Genomic DNA, 15499 nt, shown 5'->3' on the forward strand with positions numbered 1-15499 from the left:
TTAACTGCAGAATAAAAATTACTAAGAATTTTTAAACTTAAAATAAGAGAAATTAATGAACGATAATACAGCTTTATTTATATTTGATTGTGACAATACTTTAGTTTGGACATTCGCATAATTATATCGGAGAGAGGTTAGGAGGTTTAATAGCACGTAATATACAAAATCGCTTTTTTAGCTCCTATGAAGAACGAGAGTAAGAAAAAGTTAGGCTTGAGCAAAAATTTTCTATAGAGCTGATGGAGAAATTCCTAGATAATGAAAATTTAGGTTGGAAAAATGAAGAGCAAATAGCACGCCTTTTTAAGAATATTATATTATCCGGTCATAAAATAGTTATAGTATCATTTAATGATTATCCTCATGCTGTAAAATATGCATTAGAAAGGTTACTAGGAAAGGAAGATGCAAAAATTTATATAAAATCAGCTTTACCTTCTAATAATTTTGAAGAAATACAAAATTGTACTAAATAAGAGAAATAATGAATAATACCGAAATAACTAATTATAAAAAACGTATTTTTCATGGATGATGATATTAAACATGTCAATGCTGCAAAAGACTTATGGTATTACAGCAGTTTTGGTTAAGAACAAAGGAACAGAGCATATTCATAAAGCTTTTAATTTTTTATATGAATTTAATGAACAGCATGAAATTTATGTTGAGCTAGAAGAACCGGCTACTGAAAACCTTTGCTTAGTGATGAAGAGAGTACTTATTTAAGTCCTGAAGCAATAAAAGCTATTTCGTTTGAACCTATTTCTAGTGCTTATTATTCGGATGGCGAATATACCCCATGGGGAGGTAGGAATGTGCCAATATTAGGTAAAGGTTAAGTTTTTAATTATAGACAAATTGCTTGATGTTATTTATTCTTAGATTAATAAGGGTGTTGCTCCAGTGTCATTCCCGTGTAGGCGGGAATCCAGTCATTTTGAATGGTCATCCCGCGACTTGATCGCGGGATCTCAGGATACTGCCTGTGACACAAGATCCCGTGGTCAAGCCACGGGATGACAATCCTAGTCGACACCGTTTAATCTAAAAGGATCAAGGATGATATACCGAATATTATGTTTATGCATTTTCATAATAAATTTCTCAACGATTACGGAGGCACAAAATGTGCCAATTAAAGAAGATAATTTTAAAGTTAGAGTAGCTGTTGCTGATGTACAATCTATATTGGAAGGTTCGATCGCTATAAAAGATTTGCGTAAAAAAATCGAAAAGCTTAATCATAAAATTCAAGAGGATATTGCTGCAAAAGAAGCAGAATTTAAACCGCTGGAAGAGAAGCTGCTAAATGAGCGTTCTCATTTAAGTGAAACCGAATTTGAGCATAAAGTAAACGAATTTAATGCAAAAGTTAGCCACGTTAGAAAAGAAATTCAGATTAAGAAAACAAAGCTTGAACAAGCCCACGCTGAGGCTATGAGTAGAGTCCATGAAACAACTATTACAATAATTAGTGAACTTGCCGAGAAATATAACCTTAATTTGGTAATTCCAAGTGCTCAAGTCTTATATGCTAAAAATAATTTGAATATAACTTCCGAAGTGACTTTTATGTTGAATGAGAGATTAAAAGAAGTAACAATAAACTATTGATGGTGTTGTATGGATTTTTGTGTGTCATTCCCGCCTACGCGGGAATGACATAAACAAGAGAGTGAGTATTTAATATGGCAGAATTTACACCGATTACAATTGCATACGGGGACGGTATAGGTCCTGAAATAATGGAGGCAGTGCTTTATATATTACGTAAAGCCGAGGCTCGTATTCGTTTAGAAACCATTGAAGTAGGTGCAAAGCTTTACAAGAAGCATTATACTTCAGGCATAAGCGAGGAAAGTTGGGAATCAATACAACGCACCGGTATTATACTTAAAGCCCCGATTACTACTCCGCAAGGTGGAGGATATAAAAGTTTAAATGTCACGATTCGTAAAACATTACAGCTTTTTGCTAATATTCGTCCTTCCGTTTCGTTTCATCCTTTTACTAGAACATTATATCCAAATTTAAACCTAACTATTATACGTGAGAATGAGGAAGATTTATACGCAGGTATAGAATACCGCCAAACGCATAATATGTATGAGTCAATGAAGTTGATAAGTCATACAGGATGTGAGAAGATTATTAGATATGCTTTTGAATATGCAGTAAAAAATAACCGTAAAAAAGTCACGTGTTTAAGCAAAGATAATATTATGAAATTTTCCGATGGGGTTTTGCATAAAGTATTTAATGAGATTGCAAAAGAATACCCGCAAATTAATAACGCGCATTATATTATCGATATCGGGACGGCAAGGCTTGCTACCAAACCGGAAATATTTGACGTTATCGTAACTTCTAATTTATACGGTGATATCATATCTGACGTAGCTGCTGAAATTTCAGGCTCGGTAGGTCTTGCAGGTTCTGCAAATATTGGGCAGCATTATGCGATGTTTGAAGCGGTACATGGAAGTGCTCCCGATATTGCCGGTAAAGATATCGCAAATCCGTCAGGGCTTTTAAATGCTGCAATAATGATGCTAGTACATATAGGGCAGGGTGATATCGCTACATTAATCGAAAATGCTTGGAAAAAAACTATAGAGGATGGTGTTCATACAGCCGATATATATAACGAGCAGAGTTCTAGTAAAAAAGTCGGTACAAAAGAATTTGCCGAAGAAGTAACGAAAAGATTAGGACAGTTACCGACAAAGCTACCTAAAGCAGCTTATCCCTTAATTGCTGAGAAGCAAGAAAGCAATATAGATTATAAAATTGATACTAAAGAAGTTAAGCAATTGGTCGGTACGGATATATTTGTGAATATGAATGTATCTTCCGCTCACGATATAGCAGATAAAATTAATAAACTTGATCTTGGTAATTTTGAGTTAAAAACAATCTCGTCAAAAGGATTAAAGCTGTGGCCTCGTGATACAAGGTTTGAAACTGTTTCCGATCATTGGTGTTGTCGTTTTATGAATAAAGACGGCACAGAAATAAAGCATTTAGATATCACAAGATTGCTTGAAGTTTTAAGCACAGCAAATATCGATTTTGTCAAAGTAGAGAATTTGTTTGAATTTGACGGGGTTGCAGGTTATAGCTTGGCTCAAGGTGAGTAAAAACGTTATTGCGAGTGAACTTTAGTTCATGCGGCAATCTCAGGACTTTTGCATGAGATTACCTCGTCAATTATTTCATAATTTCCTCGCAATGACGAAAAAAGGATAAACACAATGACACTATACTATATAGGAATTTTATTAGTAATTATTGGATTATTTGCTATATTTTCAGGAATAATCGGTTTTTTTAGATTTCCTGATTTTTATACTAAATTACATGCAGCAAGTGTTATTGAGAGTTTCGGCGTGCCTATTTGCTTAATAGGTTTTGCGTGCATTGAAGCAGATATGGTGAACTCTGTTAAATTAATTTTAGCAGCTTTATTGATTTTTATACTAAATCCGGTAGCAACTCATGCACTTGGTAAAGCATCTTTATTTATGAAAATTAGAGCTTATAGTACCGTCATTGCGAGGAAAATTACGAAGTAATTGACGAAGCAATCTCAGGATGCTTGATAAGATTGCCACGTCGAAATTACGTTTCTCCTCGCAATGACGTTAAATTTTAACAACCATATGATAGTAAAGACAGCTTTAAATTTTGATCTCGGCAATTACCTACTTAACTTAATTGTTTTTTTATTGATCTTAATCTCGATAAAAATAGTTTTTGCTAAAGATTTACTAAATGCAGTGATTGCTGCTTCTGTATTTAGCTTATTAATTGGTGTATCCTATCTTATTATGGATGCTCCTGATGTCGCAATGACTGAGGCAGCACTGGGAGCTTGCTTATCAACATGCGTATATTTGAATTTGTTGCGTAAATTACCTTCGGATTTAAAGAATATTGAGAGAACTAATATTATTCCAGCAAGTTTAATATGTTTATTGTTTGTAGTAACTCTTGCTTATATGGGGCTAGAATTACCGAATTACGGTGATGATAATGCTCCTATTCATATGCATTCAAGTAAATATTATATCGAAAATACCTCTAGAGATATAGGTGTACCTTCTTTTGTTGCGGCTATTCTTGCAAGTTATCGTGGATATGATACTTTAGGTGAAACTAGCGTAATTTTAATTGCAGGAATTGCCGTGCTGTTGATATTTTCCAGAAAGTCTGATGATGTCATACCGCGACTTGATCGCGGTATCTCAGGACACAGCAGGCGATACAAGATCCCGTGGTCAAGCCACGGGATGACAAATCCAATAATAAAATATATTACTAGTTTTATAATACCTTATATAATTTTATATAGTATATATATTCAGCTTAACGGTGAGTCTTCGCCGGGTGGTGGGTTTCAAGCAGGTGTTATATTTGCATCTAGCCTTATTGCTTATGATTTAGTTTACGGTAATCGAAAATTAAGCCGATATTTTCCTCCTAACGTGCTAGTTTGTATTGCGGTTTTAGGTGTAGCAATATATGCAATTGTAGGAACAATATCACTCTTTTTTAACGATAATTATTTAAATTATTATTCACTAACAAATTGTATCAATGATAAGCTCCTTGCTCAGCATATTGCGATAGTTATTGTTGAAATTGGTATAGGTTTAACTGTTGCAGCTATTATGTACTTAATTTACAACGTATTTAATAATTATGAATAGTCTATTGGTACTCATTAAGCGTGAATTTATAGTGCAGAATCGCATTAATAATATAATTAAATATCTAGTTATATTTTTTTTATTTTGCATAATTAGTACTGTTTTAATTAACAGTGAAAGGGATATTAACAAATTCGGTTTAATTTTTTCGGTAATTTGTTTATTAATTTCATTAATCGGTTTTTCTTCGGTTATATTTAAATCTGATTTGGAAGACGGAAGCTTAGAGTTATTATTATCAATTGTTAGTCATGAAGAAATTATATTGGCTAAATTTTGTGCTATATTTATCAGCAGTACGATAGGACTGGTTTTTGTTTTACCCATTATTTATGTTTTTTTTGATCAAACTTTGCTTGAGATAATATTTTTCTTTATTAGTGTATGGATGATATTAGTGTTATCAAGTAGTTTAGTAGTGTTATCCGGTAGCGTGCAATGTTATTTTAAGAAGAATGCTAACTTTGTCGGTACGTTTATCATGCCGTTATTAATTCCGAATATTATAATGACAGGTTTAATATTACAAGATAATAACTTACAATTAATTTTTATTATGATAGGAATTAATTTAGTATTTTTACCGATTGCACTCTTCTTGAGTTCCTGTTTAATTAAAAATATTTATAATATTACGTGATTTTGCTTTATTTTTACTAATGTAGTGATATAAAATAAGATGAATATTATTAATAAAGTTTTTTTGAGTAAAATATATGTGGCAGGCTTTACGAAGGTTAATGGCAGCAAATCCTATGGGATTTTTTCTGTGGTCTATTATCACTAAATGGTATTTAATTATAGCGGTTGCTTCCTTAATTACTGTATATTATACAGTATTGGGCTTAAAAAAAATTGGGTTTATAGATTATTTTACTGAAACTACAGTCGAGATATTAGATACAACTAAAGCAGTTGCTCAAAATTGTACTACAAAACTCGGTCCTAATTGGAATCATTTAGTTAGTTTTTGGAATTGCTTAAGTGATCCTGGCGAATATAAGCATGAAGAAGGGACAGGAGCAAAAGTGTTAGAAGATGAAATAAATAAGCTTACGCCAAAACAAGCAGATAGTGCTGCAGACGCTGAACGTCCTATAATAAATCCTTATGAAGAACTAGCAAATCCAAATAATCTTAATAATACCTCAAGCGGTAGTAATAATAATCGTTAATTTATGTCATTTTAATATTATATGTCGGATACTGAAGATAATAAAAACACAACACGTCGTGATTTTATGGTTCTAACGGCTAGTAGTGTTGCAGCAGTTGGGGCAGCATGTACTCTTTGGCCTCTCGTTGATTCTTTAAACCCTTCTGCAGACGTGCTAGCTTTATCATCAATTGAGGTTGATTTATCAAATATTGCGGTAGGTCAAACAGTTACGGTTAAATGGCAAGGTAAACCGATTTTTATCACTAACCGTACGCCTGACAAAATAGCTGAAGCAAGAGCCGTTAAAATGTCAGAGCTGATTGATCCTGAAGCAGATGCAGCACGTGTGAAAGCAGGGCATGATAATTGGCTGGTGACGATCGGGATCTGCACGCATTTAGGTTGTGTGCCGCTTGCTAATCAAGGTGAATATGATGGATGGTTCTGTCCGTGCCATGGGTCACAATATGATTCTTCAGGTAGAGTTAGAAGAGGTCCTGCTCCTTTAAATTTAGCTGTGCCGCCTTACACTTTTATTAGCGACAAAAAAATTAGAATCGGGTAATTTATTTATGAATGAAGATATTACCCCTAAAAAGCCTAATGCTATTATAGAATGGATAGATTATCGTCTTCCTATTTTTGCGTTCCTAAAGCATTTTAGTCATTATCAAACTCCGAAAAATCTTAGCTATTTGTGGAATTTAGGCTCTATTACCGGTATTGCGTTAGTGATTCAGATAATCACCGGCGTCATACTTGCTATGCACTATACTCCACATGTTGATCATGCTTTCGATAGTGTTGAGCGAATCATGCGTAACGTGAATTACGGTTGGTTACTGCGTTATGCGCATGCGGTAGGTGCATCAATGTTTTTTGCCGCCGTATACTTACACATAGCAAGAGGTTTGTATTACGGCTCTTATAAAACACCTAGAGAACTGCTTTGGCATATCGGTATCATAATTTTTCTAACCATGATGGCTACTGCTTTCATGGGTTACGTGCTTCCTTGGGGGCAGATGAGCTACTGGGGAGCAACGGTTATTACTAATTTATTTTCTGCTATTCCGTTCATAGGGGAGTGCATAGTTACGTGGTTATGGGGTGGTTTTTCTGTTGATAACCCGACATTAAATAGGTTCTTCTCACTGCATTATTTATTGCCGTTTATTATTGTTGCTTTAGTGATGCTGCATTTAGTGGCCTTGCATCAGCATGGTTCAAATAACCCAAAAGGGATAGATGTTAAAAGCCCTAAAGATACTATTCCGTTTCACCCTTATTATACCGTAAAGGATTTTGTCGGTTTCGGAGTTTATTTCATAATATTTGCCTATTTTATTTTTTACGAACCTAATTATTTAGGACATCCCGATAATTACATTCCAGCAAATCCATTAGTTACGCCTGCCCACATTGTCCCTGAATGGTATTTTCTGCCGTTTTATGCAATACTTAGAGCCGTGCCGTCTAAGCTCGGTGGGGTGCTATTAATGTTCGGAAGTATATTTGTGTTATTCTTACTACCTTGGCTTGATACTTCAAAAGTTAGAAGTAGCAATTATAGACCGATATACCGCATTGCTTTTTGGATATTTATGGCAGATTGTTTATTGCTTGGTTATTTAGGCGGGCAGCCGGCAGAAGAGCCGTATATTACCATTAGCCGTTTTGCTGCTTGTTATTACTTTTTTCATTTCTTAGTAGTTCTGCCGCTGATAGGTAAATATGAAAAACCGCTGCCATTGCCGGAGGAGTTGTAAGAGTTAAGTCATTGCGAAGCAATCTCAGGAGTTTGTTATTATTTCATGAGATTGCCGTGCAGCCTATGGCTGCTCGCAATGACGTTTTTTGTATTATACAAATTTATGAAGTAACCAATAGTATATATTATAGTAACTAACAAGAAAAATGGTATACTCTATACTGGTGTTACTTCTAATTTAATAAAAAGAATATATCAACACAAAAATGATACAATTAAGGGGTTTAGCAAAAAGTATAATTGCACAATTTTAGTATTTTATGAGATTCATCAAACTATGAATTTAGCAATAAATAGAGAAAAACAAATTAAAGCCGGTTTAAGAGACAACAAAATTAAATTAATAGAACAAACAAATATAAATTGGGATGATTTGTATAATGAAATTATACTGTAATAAAAACATCATTGCAAGGAAAGACCAAATCTCAACACGACAATCTTATAAAATAATAATAAACTCCTGAGATTGCTTCGTCAAAATTTTCAATTTTTCCTTGCAATGACGACTCAAAAAAATTTATGAAAACTAAACTACTTATCTCTATCATTATACTACTAACTTCGTGCTTAAGTTTAGCCAACGAAGAAGTATTACATCCAAAAAAGATGAAATGGTCGTTTGACGGCGTATTTGGTACAGTTAATCGTGAAGCAGCGCAAAGAGGTTTTCAGGTCTATAAAGAAGTTTGTAGTGTCTGCCACGGTTTAAACAATTTATATTACCGTAATCTTAAAGATATCGGCTTTTCGGATGACGAGATAAAAGAGATTGCCAAAGGCTATACGATAAAAGACGGACCTAATGATGACGGTGAGATGTTTGACCGCCCCGCTCTTCCCTCTGATCGTTTTGTACCTCCTTACCCTAATGAGCAAGCAGCAAGAGCAGCTAATAACGGTGCCCATCCTCCTGATTTATCGTTGATAATAAAAGCACGTCATGACGGAGCTAATTATATATATTCGCTACTTACCGGCTATACCGAACCGCCGGCAGATTTTAAGCTGATGCAGGGAACTCATTATAATCCCTATTTCCCTGGCGAGCAAATAGCAATGCCGCTGCCGCTTACAGACGGTCAGGTAACCTATATGGACGGTACTAACGCAAGTGTAGAGCAGATGTCGCAAGACGTTACGGTATTTCTGCAATGGGCAGCTGAGCCGGAAATGGAACATCGTAAATCTATGGGTCTTAAAGTTATGATGTTTTTAGTGGTATTTACTATCTTTTTCTATATTGCAAAAAACCGCATTTGGTCTAATTTAAAGTAATTGTTGAGTGGATCAGTTTTCCTATTATTGGTGTTGTTGCATGGATCATTAAACATGTTCGATGTCATTTCTGCAAAAGCAAGAATCCAGTAAAAAATGATAAAAACACAGCAAACTATATAAAAATTTAGTTTAGTATATAATTAGATTAAAAAACTGGATTCCTGCTTTCGTAGAAATGACATAAATAATCAGTCCATGCTGCCCCTTTTTGCCTCTTTCTTAGTATAATGACTTATCTTTGCTATACTTATCCTAAAATTTATATAGATAGGTATTTATGATTACTTATAACAGGATTTATTAGTTCAATAATTCCTGAAATTTTGAAAATATATAAAGATATTAACGACAAAAAACACGAGATAAATATTTTAGACTGTCAAATTGCTAATAACAAACTTAATCAGTCTAAAACTTGTACAGAGCTTACCATATCACAAGAAATGGCAGAGCAATATTCTCTTTACTCCACTTATACATCAGGTGTTAGTAGGGTTGATGCTTTAAATGGCTCGGTAAGATCCGTGCTTTCCTATAGCTTTTTTGCAATGTATGGAGGAGTTAAATATGTTCAATATAAATCGTTAAAAAGTTCTGCTCTGCTAGTTGAATATCTAGATATATTATGGAGCATAGAAGATCAAACTATTTTTGCGGAGATTATTAGTTTTTATTTTGGGCAGCGTACTTTCAGCAAATTATGGAAATGTAAGACTTGAATTTAAATAGATAATTTTATATATTTAAATATATAACTAACAAAATTAATGGTGGTTTTATGTTAAAGAGCGTAAGATTATATATTCCGTCTATAGCAGCTATGATTTTATCTAGTAATATTGCAATAGCTAATAAGAATTATGATTCCGGTAATGCAACGCCACTGCGTCAGGTAGCAGATTTAATAGATAATCAAATTACAAATATTGATAATGTATTTAAAAATAGATTGCCGCTTTATGAATCTAATAGCATAAAAAGCAATTTTATTACTAAAGATAAGCAGTATATTATTGTTATGGAAGTACCTGGCTTTGATAAAAGTCAAATTAAGGTTAAAGTAAACGGTAATAAATTATTTATTACAGGGAATATAGAAGAAAAAAATAAAGCTGATGATTCAGATAATTATATGAATAAAAATTTTAATTATGTAATATCATTATATGAAGATGTAGATCAGGCAAATATCTCTTCAAACCTTAAGAATGGAATACTTACTATTATTCTACCTCGTATTGAGATTAAAGAACAAGAAGCAAGAGAGATAGTAATTGATTAATCAAGCATTGCTAAATATTAGCATTTAATTTTTCTGAAATAAAACCTTTCTCTATATAGTTAGGTAATTTTATTAGCTCCTGCTTTAGTTCATTATCTACTCCCATGGTTTCAAATTTTCGATCGACTAAGAAAATTATAGGTTTAGTGTTATGAATAAAGAAGAAGTCAAAATTCGGTTTGTTATCAAAATATCGATTAACACGAGGAAAATGATAAGCGTGAGTAACAATAGCAATTTCGGCGTTACTTAAGTCTCGGCGTTACTTAAGTCAATATTACCGTTCTCATGCTCTTTATATAAAGTTTTAAATTGTCCGCCGGTATTGGTTTGGTTTTCCGGCAGCGTAAAAATATAAAAATTTTCTTTTGGATAATCGGTAATAATATTTTTATCAAGCGCTTCTTGTTCTTTAATCTCAATACGAGGTAGAATAATAGTAAGTATTCCATTCTTAAGGTTTGAAGAGATATTTGCTTATCAAGTTTTTTAGCGGCTACTTCTCTTGCAATCTCTATGCCAAGCCTCATCCTATTATATCCGTCCTCTTTATCTGCAGCCCTTATATTTTGAGTATCGGAATTGATAGGTATTTTGGTATAAGAATGTCTTGCGGATAAAGCCCATACATATTTTATATTCTTATCTATCTCAGGATTTGCGGTTACATAAATATTTTGTATTTCTGAGATAAAATTCTTGCGGATTTTTTCATTAGCAGGATCAAACTCTAGATTATTTAGATCGGTTATTACCTGCTCAAAATGTTTATCTTGAGTAAATTTTTGATAACTCTGAAATCCTAGAACCGAGGCTATAGCTATAATAAATATAGAAATAGCAGTAGTAAAGTTTTTATAGTTTTTCATGTTGCAATAAAAATAATAAGGTTGAAATATGAAAAGGTCATGCCAAAGCTTGACCATGATATCAAGAAAAATAACTTTTAGTAATTTATGCGCTTTTTAGCTTTGCTAGATCTTGAGGGGTAGGCAGGAATTTTTTAAGCTTTTTAGGTAATGTTGCTGTAAGCTTAAATTGTGGTACTCCTATTGGTTTTTGGATGCCTTCTATAGCGTATTCTACAGTAATACCTTGTTTTTCTTCGCACAAAATTAATCCAATTGTAGGATTATCCAAATTATCTTTAATTGTGCGATCCATTAAATTAAGATAAAAATTTAGTTTACCGGCATATTCCGGCTTAAACTTGCCGGTTTTTAATTCAATAACAACATAGCATTTGAGTTTTATGTGATAAAAAAAACTAAATCCAAATAATAACCTTCTCCCGCAAGTTTCTATATGATACTGATTGCCAACAAATGCAAAACCTTGTCCTAACTCTAATAAAAAGTTTTTAATATTATCTATCAATTTATTTTCTAAATCTCGTTCTATTATTTTACCTTGAATATCTAAAAATTCTAAGTTATACGGGTCTTTTATAATCGATCTTGCTAAATCAGACTGTAGCTCAGGTAAAGTATTGGAAAAGTTATTGATACCTTCCGCTGACCTTTCATGTAAATTACTTTTAATTTGCAAAGATAATACATTTCTTGACCAACCATTTTCGATGGTTTGTTGTGCATACCAAATTCTTTGATTTATATTTTTTAGTTTTGAAAAAATAATATAAAAAATATATTACGACTCCATGGGATTTCTCCAACCGCCTGTTGGAGAATGTGGTCATTATTATATTCTGCAAAAAACTGACGCATATAAGAAAGGTTTTGATATGATAATCCTTTCATTTCAGGAAATTCTTTACGCACATCATCAGAAATATTTTGAATAACTTTTGATCCCCATTTTTCTTTATTCTGACGTTCTAAAATTAATTTTCCTATATTCTTCCAATAAAGAACTATCAGTTCTTTATTCACTGCTAAATGGGCTCTAATACGAGCTTTGCTAATTTCTTGTTTTAAATTTTTAATTAAATCAGTATATGATTCATTACTTAAAGTATTGCTCATTGATTTTCACTACTTCTTACCACCCGCATTCATAGCAAGGTTTGCGGAAACAAATTCTTCAAGGTCACCGTCAAGCACTCCTTTAGTATCGGAAGTTTCATAATCGGTACGTAAATCTTTTACCATTTGATAAGGTTGCAAAACATATGATCTAATTTGATGTCCCCAGCTATTATCGGTTTTAGCGGCATTCTGCTCGTTAACGCTATCGGTACGTTTTTGCATTTCAAGCTCATAGAGTTTGGCTTGAAGCATTTTCATAGCTTGAGCTTTATTTTTATGCTGCGATCTATCGCTTTGGCATTGTGTTACCGTACCGGTCGGTATATGAGTGATACGTACAGCTGAATCGGTAGTATTAACGTGCTGCCCGCCGGCTCCCGATGCTCTAAAAGTATCGATTCTTAAATCTTTATCCTCAATAGTAATTGCTATATTATCATCAATTTCGGGATATACCCAGCTACTTGCAAAGCTAGTCATTCTTTTACCGGCTGCATTAAACGGAGAAATACGCACTAATCTGTGAACGCCAGCTTCGGTCTTAAACCAGCCGTAAGCACGCTTTCCTATTATCCTAATCGTGCATGATTTAATGCCTGCCTCTTCGCCGTTAATCATATTGATTATTTCGGTTTTAAAGCCGAGTCTTTCGGCAAAACGCAAATACATACGCATCATAATAGACGCCCAGTCATGGCTTTCAGTTCCCCCGGCTCCAGCATTAATCTCTAAAAAGCAATTATTACCGTCTGCTTCACCTGAAAACAAACATTCCGTTTCAAATTTGGCAGCAATGATGCTTAAATTTTTTAAGTCCTGTTCAATTTGTGAAAGTGTTTCTAAATCGTTTTCGGCTTCAGCCATTTCTTCAAGTTCTAAAGCATCTTTTAAATTGGATTTGAGTTTATTAAAAGCGTTTAGTTTTTCTTCTAGATTACTTTTTTCTCGCAGTAATTTTTGAGCATTAGCCTGATCATTCCATAAACTAGGATTGGCTGTTAACTCTTCTAACGTGTTCAGTCTTGCAGTTGATGCTTCAACGTCAAAGTGACCTCCAAAGTAGTTCTAAAGACTGCTCAATTTTTTTTACATAATTTTCTATTTCAGCTCGCATTATTTTTTCCTGTTATAAATTTCGATTTTGTTATATATTATCGTGGTTTAGTGTCATCCTGCGACTTGATCGCGGGATCTTGTAATTACAGACTGTGTCCTGAGGTCCCGCGATCAAGTCGCGGGATAACAGACAATAAACAAATGCAAATTATATCACAATAATTATGAATAATCAAAAATATATAAGGAACTTCTCAATAATCGCCCATATTGATCACGGTAAATCTACGTTAGCCGATAGGTTAATTGAACATTGCGGCGGCTTGCAGGCTAGGGAAATGAGCCAGCAAGTGCTAGATTCGATGGATATTGAAAAAGAGAGAGGTATAACTATTAAGGCACAAACCGTGCGGCTTGTATATAAAGCTAAAGACGGTAACACCTACTATTTGAATCTAATGGACACTCCCGGGCATGTTGATTTTGCTTATGAAGTTAGTAGGTCACTTGCTGCTTGTGAAGGTTCGTTATTGGTAGTTGATAGTACGCAAGGAGTAGAAGCACAAACGCTTGCCAATGTTTACCAAGCAATCGAGAATGATCATGAGATTGTACTGGTGCTTAACAAGCTTGACCTACCGGCGTCAGAACCTGCACAGGTTAAGCAGCAAATAGAGGATATAATCGGAATCGATGCAAGTGAGGCTGTGCTAATCTCTGCTAAAAGCGGTATAGGGATTGATTTAGTTTTAGAGGCTATAGTAAATAAATTACCTCCGCCAAAAGAAAGTAGTTCTGATATTTTGAAAGCTTTGCTTGTTGATAGTTGGTATGACCCATATCTTGGCGTGGTTATTTTAGTACGTGTTATTGATGGCTACTTACGTAAGAATATGCGTATTAAAATGATGGCTACTAACTCGGTTTATACCGTTGAGAATGTTGGCTATTTTACTCCGAAAAAACATATTTCGGATGTTCTGCATGCAGGCGAAATCGGCTTCTTTACTGCGGCTATAAAGCAAGTAGCGGATTGTAAAGTTGGGGATACTATCACTGATGAAAAAAAGCCTTGTGAGCAAGCTCTACCGGGTTTTAAACCAAACTTACCCGTAGTGTTTTGTGGTCTTTATCCAACGGATAGCTCGGAATTTGAGCATCTAAAGGATTCACTAGCTAAATTACGCCTTAATGATGCTAGTTTTGAGTATGAAATGGAAAGCTCTTCGGCACTCGGAGTAGGTTTTAGATGCGGCTTTTTAGGGCTGTTACATTTAGAGATAATCCAAGAACGTTTAAGTAGGGAATTCGATTTAGATTTAATCACTACCGCTCCAAGTGTGGTGTATAAAATTCATATGCGGGACGGTGAGAGCTTAGAGATACATAACCCGGCAGATTTGCCTGATTTACAAAAAATCGAATCAATGGAAGAGCCTTGGATTAAGGCAACTATAATGGTACCTGATGAGTTTTTAGGTGCGGTACTATCGCTTTGTACGGAAAAGAGAGGGGGGCAGCTCGATCATAGCTATATAGCAAATAGGGCTAAAATAATTTATAAATTACCGCTAAATGAGATAGTTTACGATTTCTACGATCGTTTAAAAAGCTGTTCTAAAGGTTATGCAAGTTTTGAATGGCAAATGGATGTTTATGAACCTTCCGAACTTGTTAAGCTTGGGATTTTGGTTAACGCAGAGGCGGTTGATGCACTATCCACAATCGTACACCGCTCACGTGCCGAGCAAAGGGGGAGGGCATTATGCGTAAGGTTAAAGGATTTAATACCGAGACAGCAGATTGATATAGCAATTCAAGCAAGCATGGGTAGCCGTATTATCGCTCGTGAGACTATTAAAGCCCTACGTAAAGATGTTTTATCTAAATGTTACGGCGGTGATATAAGTCGTAAACGTAAATTACTTGAGAAACAAAAAGCAGGTAAAAAGAGAATGAGACAGTATGGTAATATCGAAATTCCGCAATCTGCGTTTATTGCAGCTTTAAAAATAGGTGATGAATAAAACTTTTTTATTTTATATAAAGAAAACGCTAGACGTTATAATAAAGATTTGTTATAAGGAAGTATCTGAATCTTCCAGATGCTTCTAATGTTCCTCGGTAGCTCAGTGGTAGAGCAAACGGCTGTTAACCGTTTAGTCGCTGGTTCGAGTCCGGCCCGGGGAGCCATTCCTCGATTTTTGACAAATTTACTAATGAATCAAACGGCGAATGCAGTAT

General features: G+C 34.3%; 17 protein-coding genes, 1 tRNA gene and 3 pseudogenes. 17 read left to right on the forward strand and 4 right to left on the reverse strand.

Annotated features, from left to right (window positions below; translation table 11 throughout):
- Positions 1-55: 55 nt before the first annotated feature.
- From RMA_RS10660 to RMA_RS01975, 15 genes and pseudogenes are all read left to right on the forward strand, one after another.
- Positions 56-281: pseudogene (locus RMA_RS10660) on the forward strand (hypothetical protein); the annotation flags it as partial.
- A 253-nt stretch (positions 282-534) separates the two neighbouring features.
- On the forward strand, positions 535-732 hold the full coding sequence (locus tag RMA_RS01915; RefSeq protein WP_194287755.1) for a hypothetical protein: 198 nt from the start codon (positions 535-537) through the stop codon (positions 730-732).
- 333 nt (positions 733-1065) lie between these two features.
- Complete coding sequence (locus RMA_RS01920; protein WP_012152589.1) at positions 1066-1620, forward strand: OmpH family outer membrane protein; 555 nt, start codon at positions 1066-1068, stop codon at positions 1618-1620.
- A gap of 74 nt (positions 1621-1694) precedes the next feature.
- On the forward strand, positions 1695-3146 hold the full coding sequence (locus RMA_RS01925; protein WP_012152590.1) for an NADP-dependent isocitrate dehydrogenase: 1452 nt from the start codon (positions 1695-1697) through the stop codon (positions 3144-3146).
- A gap of 114 nt (positions 3147-3260) precedes the next feature.
- Positions 3261-3581, forward strand: coding sequence for a Na+/H+ antiporter subunit G (locus RMA_RS01930; protein WP_041404568.1), 321 nt, complete (start codon positions 3261-3263; stop codon positions 3579-3581).
- A 63-nt stretch (positions 3582-3644) separates the two neighbouring features.
- Entirely contained in the window at positions 3645-4718 is a 1074-nt protein-coding gene (locus RMA_RS01935) for a DUF4040 domain-containing protein (protein WP_041404569.1), read from the forward strand.
- The gene (locus RMA_RS01940; RefSeq protein WP_041404570.1) at positions 4711-5358 is read left to right on the forward strand and encodes a heme exporter protein CcmB; all 648 of its coding nucleotides are present in this window, start codon (positions 4711-4713) and stop codon (positions 5356-5358) included. The genes RMA_RS01935 and RMA_RS01940 overlap by 8 nt, the downstream gene beginning before the upstream one ends.
- A gap of 76 nt (positions 5359-5434) precedes the next feature.
- A complete protein-coding gene (locus tag RMA_RS01945) occupies positions 5435-5893 on the forward strand; it encodes a DUF2670 domain-containing protein (protein WP_012152594.1) in 459 nt (152 codons plus the stop codon).
- A gap of 21 nt (positions 5894-5914) precedes the next feature.
- Positions 5915-6442: a ubiquinol-cytochrome c reductase iron-sulfur subunit gene (gene petA / locus RMA_RS01950; protein WP_012152595.1), complete on the forward strand. Its 528-nt coding sequence runs from the start codon at positions 5915-5917 to the stop codon at positions 6440-6442.
- Positions 6443-6449: 7 nt separating this feature from the next.
- A complete protein-coding gene (locus tag RMA_RS01955; protein WP_041404571.1) occupies positions 6450-7646 on the forward strand; it encodes a cytochrome b in 1197 nt (398 codons plus the stop codon).
- Positions 7647-7799: 153 nt separating this feature from the next.
- A pseudogene (locus RMA_RS12210) lies at positions 7800-7925 on the forward strand (GIY-YIG nuclease family protein); the annotation flags it as partial.
- Positions 7926-8045, forward strand: coding sequence for a nuclease (locus RMA_RS12215; protein ID WP_238375527.1), 120 nt, complete (start codon positions 7926-7928; stop codon positions 8043-8045).
- A gap of 125 nt (positions 8046-8170) precedes the next feature.
- A complete protein-coding gene (locus tag RMA_RS01965; RefSeq protein ID WP_041404573.1) occupies positions 8171-8926 on the forward strand; it encodes a cytochrome c1 in 756 nt (251 codons plus the stop codon).
- A 326-nt stretch (positions 8927-9252) separates the two neighbouring features.
- Positions 9253-9648: a hypothetical protein gene (locus tag RMA_RS10675; protein WP_238375528.1), complete on the forward strand. Its 396-nt coding sequence runs from the start codon at positions 9253-9255 to the stop codon at positions 9646-9648.
- 59 nt (positions 9649-9707) lie between these two features.
- A complete protein-coding gene (locus RMA_RS01975) occupies positions 9708-10211 on the forward strand; it encodes an Hsp20/alpha crystallin family protein (RefSeq protein WP_041404574.1) in 504 nt (167 codons plus the stop codon).
- A 399-nt stretch (positions 10212-10610) separates the two neighbouring features.
- On the opposite strand, the pseudogene RMA_RS12220 reads toward RMA_RS01975, so the two are convergent.
- The 4 genes and pseudogenes from RMA_RS12220 to prfB form a co-directional block, all read right to left on the reverse strand.
- Positions 10611-10693 (reverse strand): annotated as a pseudogene (locus RMA_RS12220) (Hsp20/alpha crystallin family protein); the annotation flags it as partial.
- Between the two features lie 472 nt (positions 10694-11165).
- A complete protein-coding gene (locus tag RMA_RS10680; protein WP_238375529.1) occupies positions 11166-11759 on the reverse strand; it encodes a PDDEXK nuclease domain-containing protein in 594 nt (197 codons plus the stop codon).
- Between the two features lie 71 nt (positions 11760-11830).
- Positions 11831-12196 (reverse strand): DUF1016 N-terminal domain-containing protein, encoded by a 366-nt coding sequence (locus tag RMA_RS10690; protein WP_041404575.1) that lies wholly within the window; start codon positions 12194-12196, stop codon positions 11831-11833.
- A 9-nt stretch (positions 12197-12205) separates the two neighbouring features.
- A protein-coding gene (gene prfB / locus RMA_RS01995; RefSeq protein ID WP_148194400.1) for a peptide chain release factor 2 occupies positions 12206-13313 on the reverse strand; the annotation gives its coding sequence in 2 pieces (ribosomal slippage) (positions 12206-13243 and positions 13245-13313; 1107 coding nt in all).
- Positions 13314-13479: 166 nt separating this feature from the next.
- Between prfB and lepA the strand changes: the two genes are divergently transcribed.
- Complete coding sequence (gene lepA, locus RMA_RS02000; protein ID WP_041404577.1) at positions 13480-15282, forward strand: translation elongation factor 4; 1803 nt, start codon at positions 13480-13482, stop codon at positions 15280-15282.
- 91 nt (positions 15283-15373) lie between these two features.
- Positions 15374-15448: transfer RNA gene (locus RMA_RS02005), tRNA-Asn, on the forward strand.
- The last annotated feature ends 51 nt before the right edge of the window (positions 15449-15499 follow it).

This window comes from Rickettsia massiliae MTU5 (assembly GCF_000016625.1).
GTDB classification, from domain to species: domain Bacteria; phylum Pseudomonadota; class Alphaproteobacteria; order Rickettsiales; family Rickettsiaceae; genus Rickettsia; species Rickettsia rickettsii.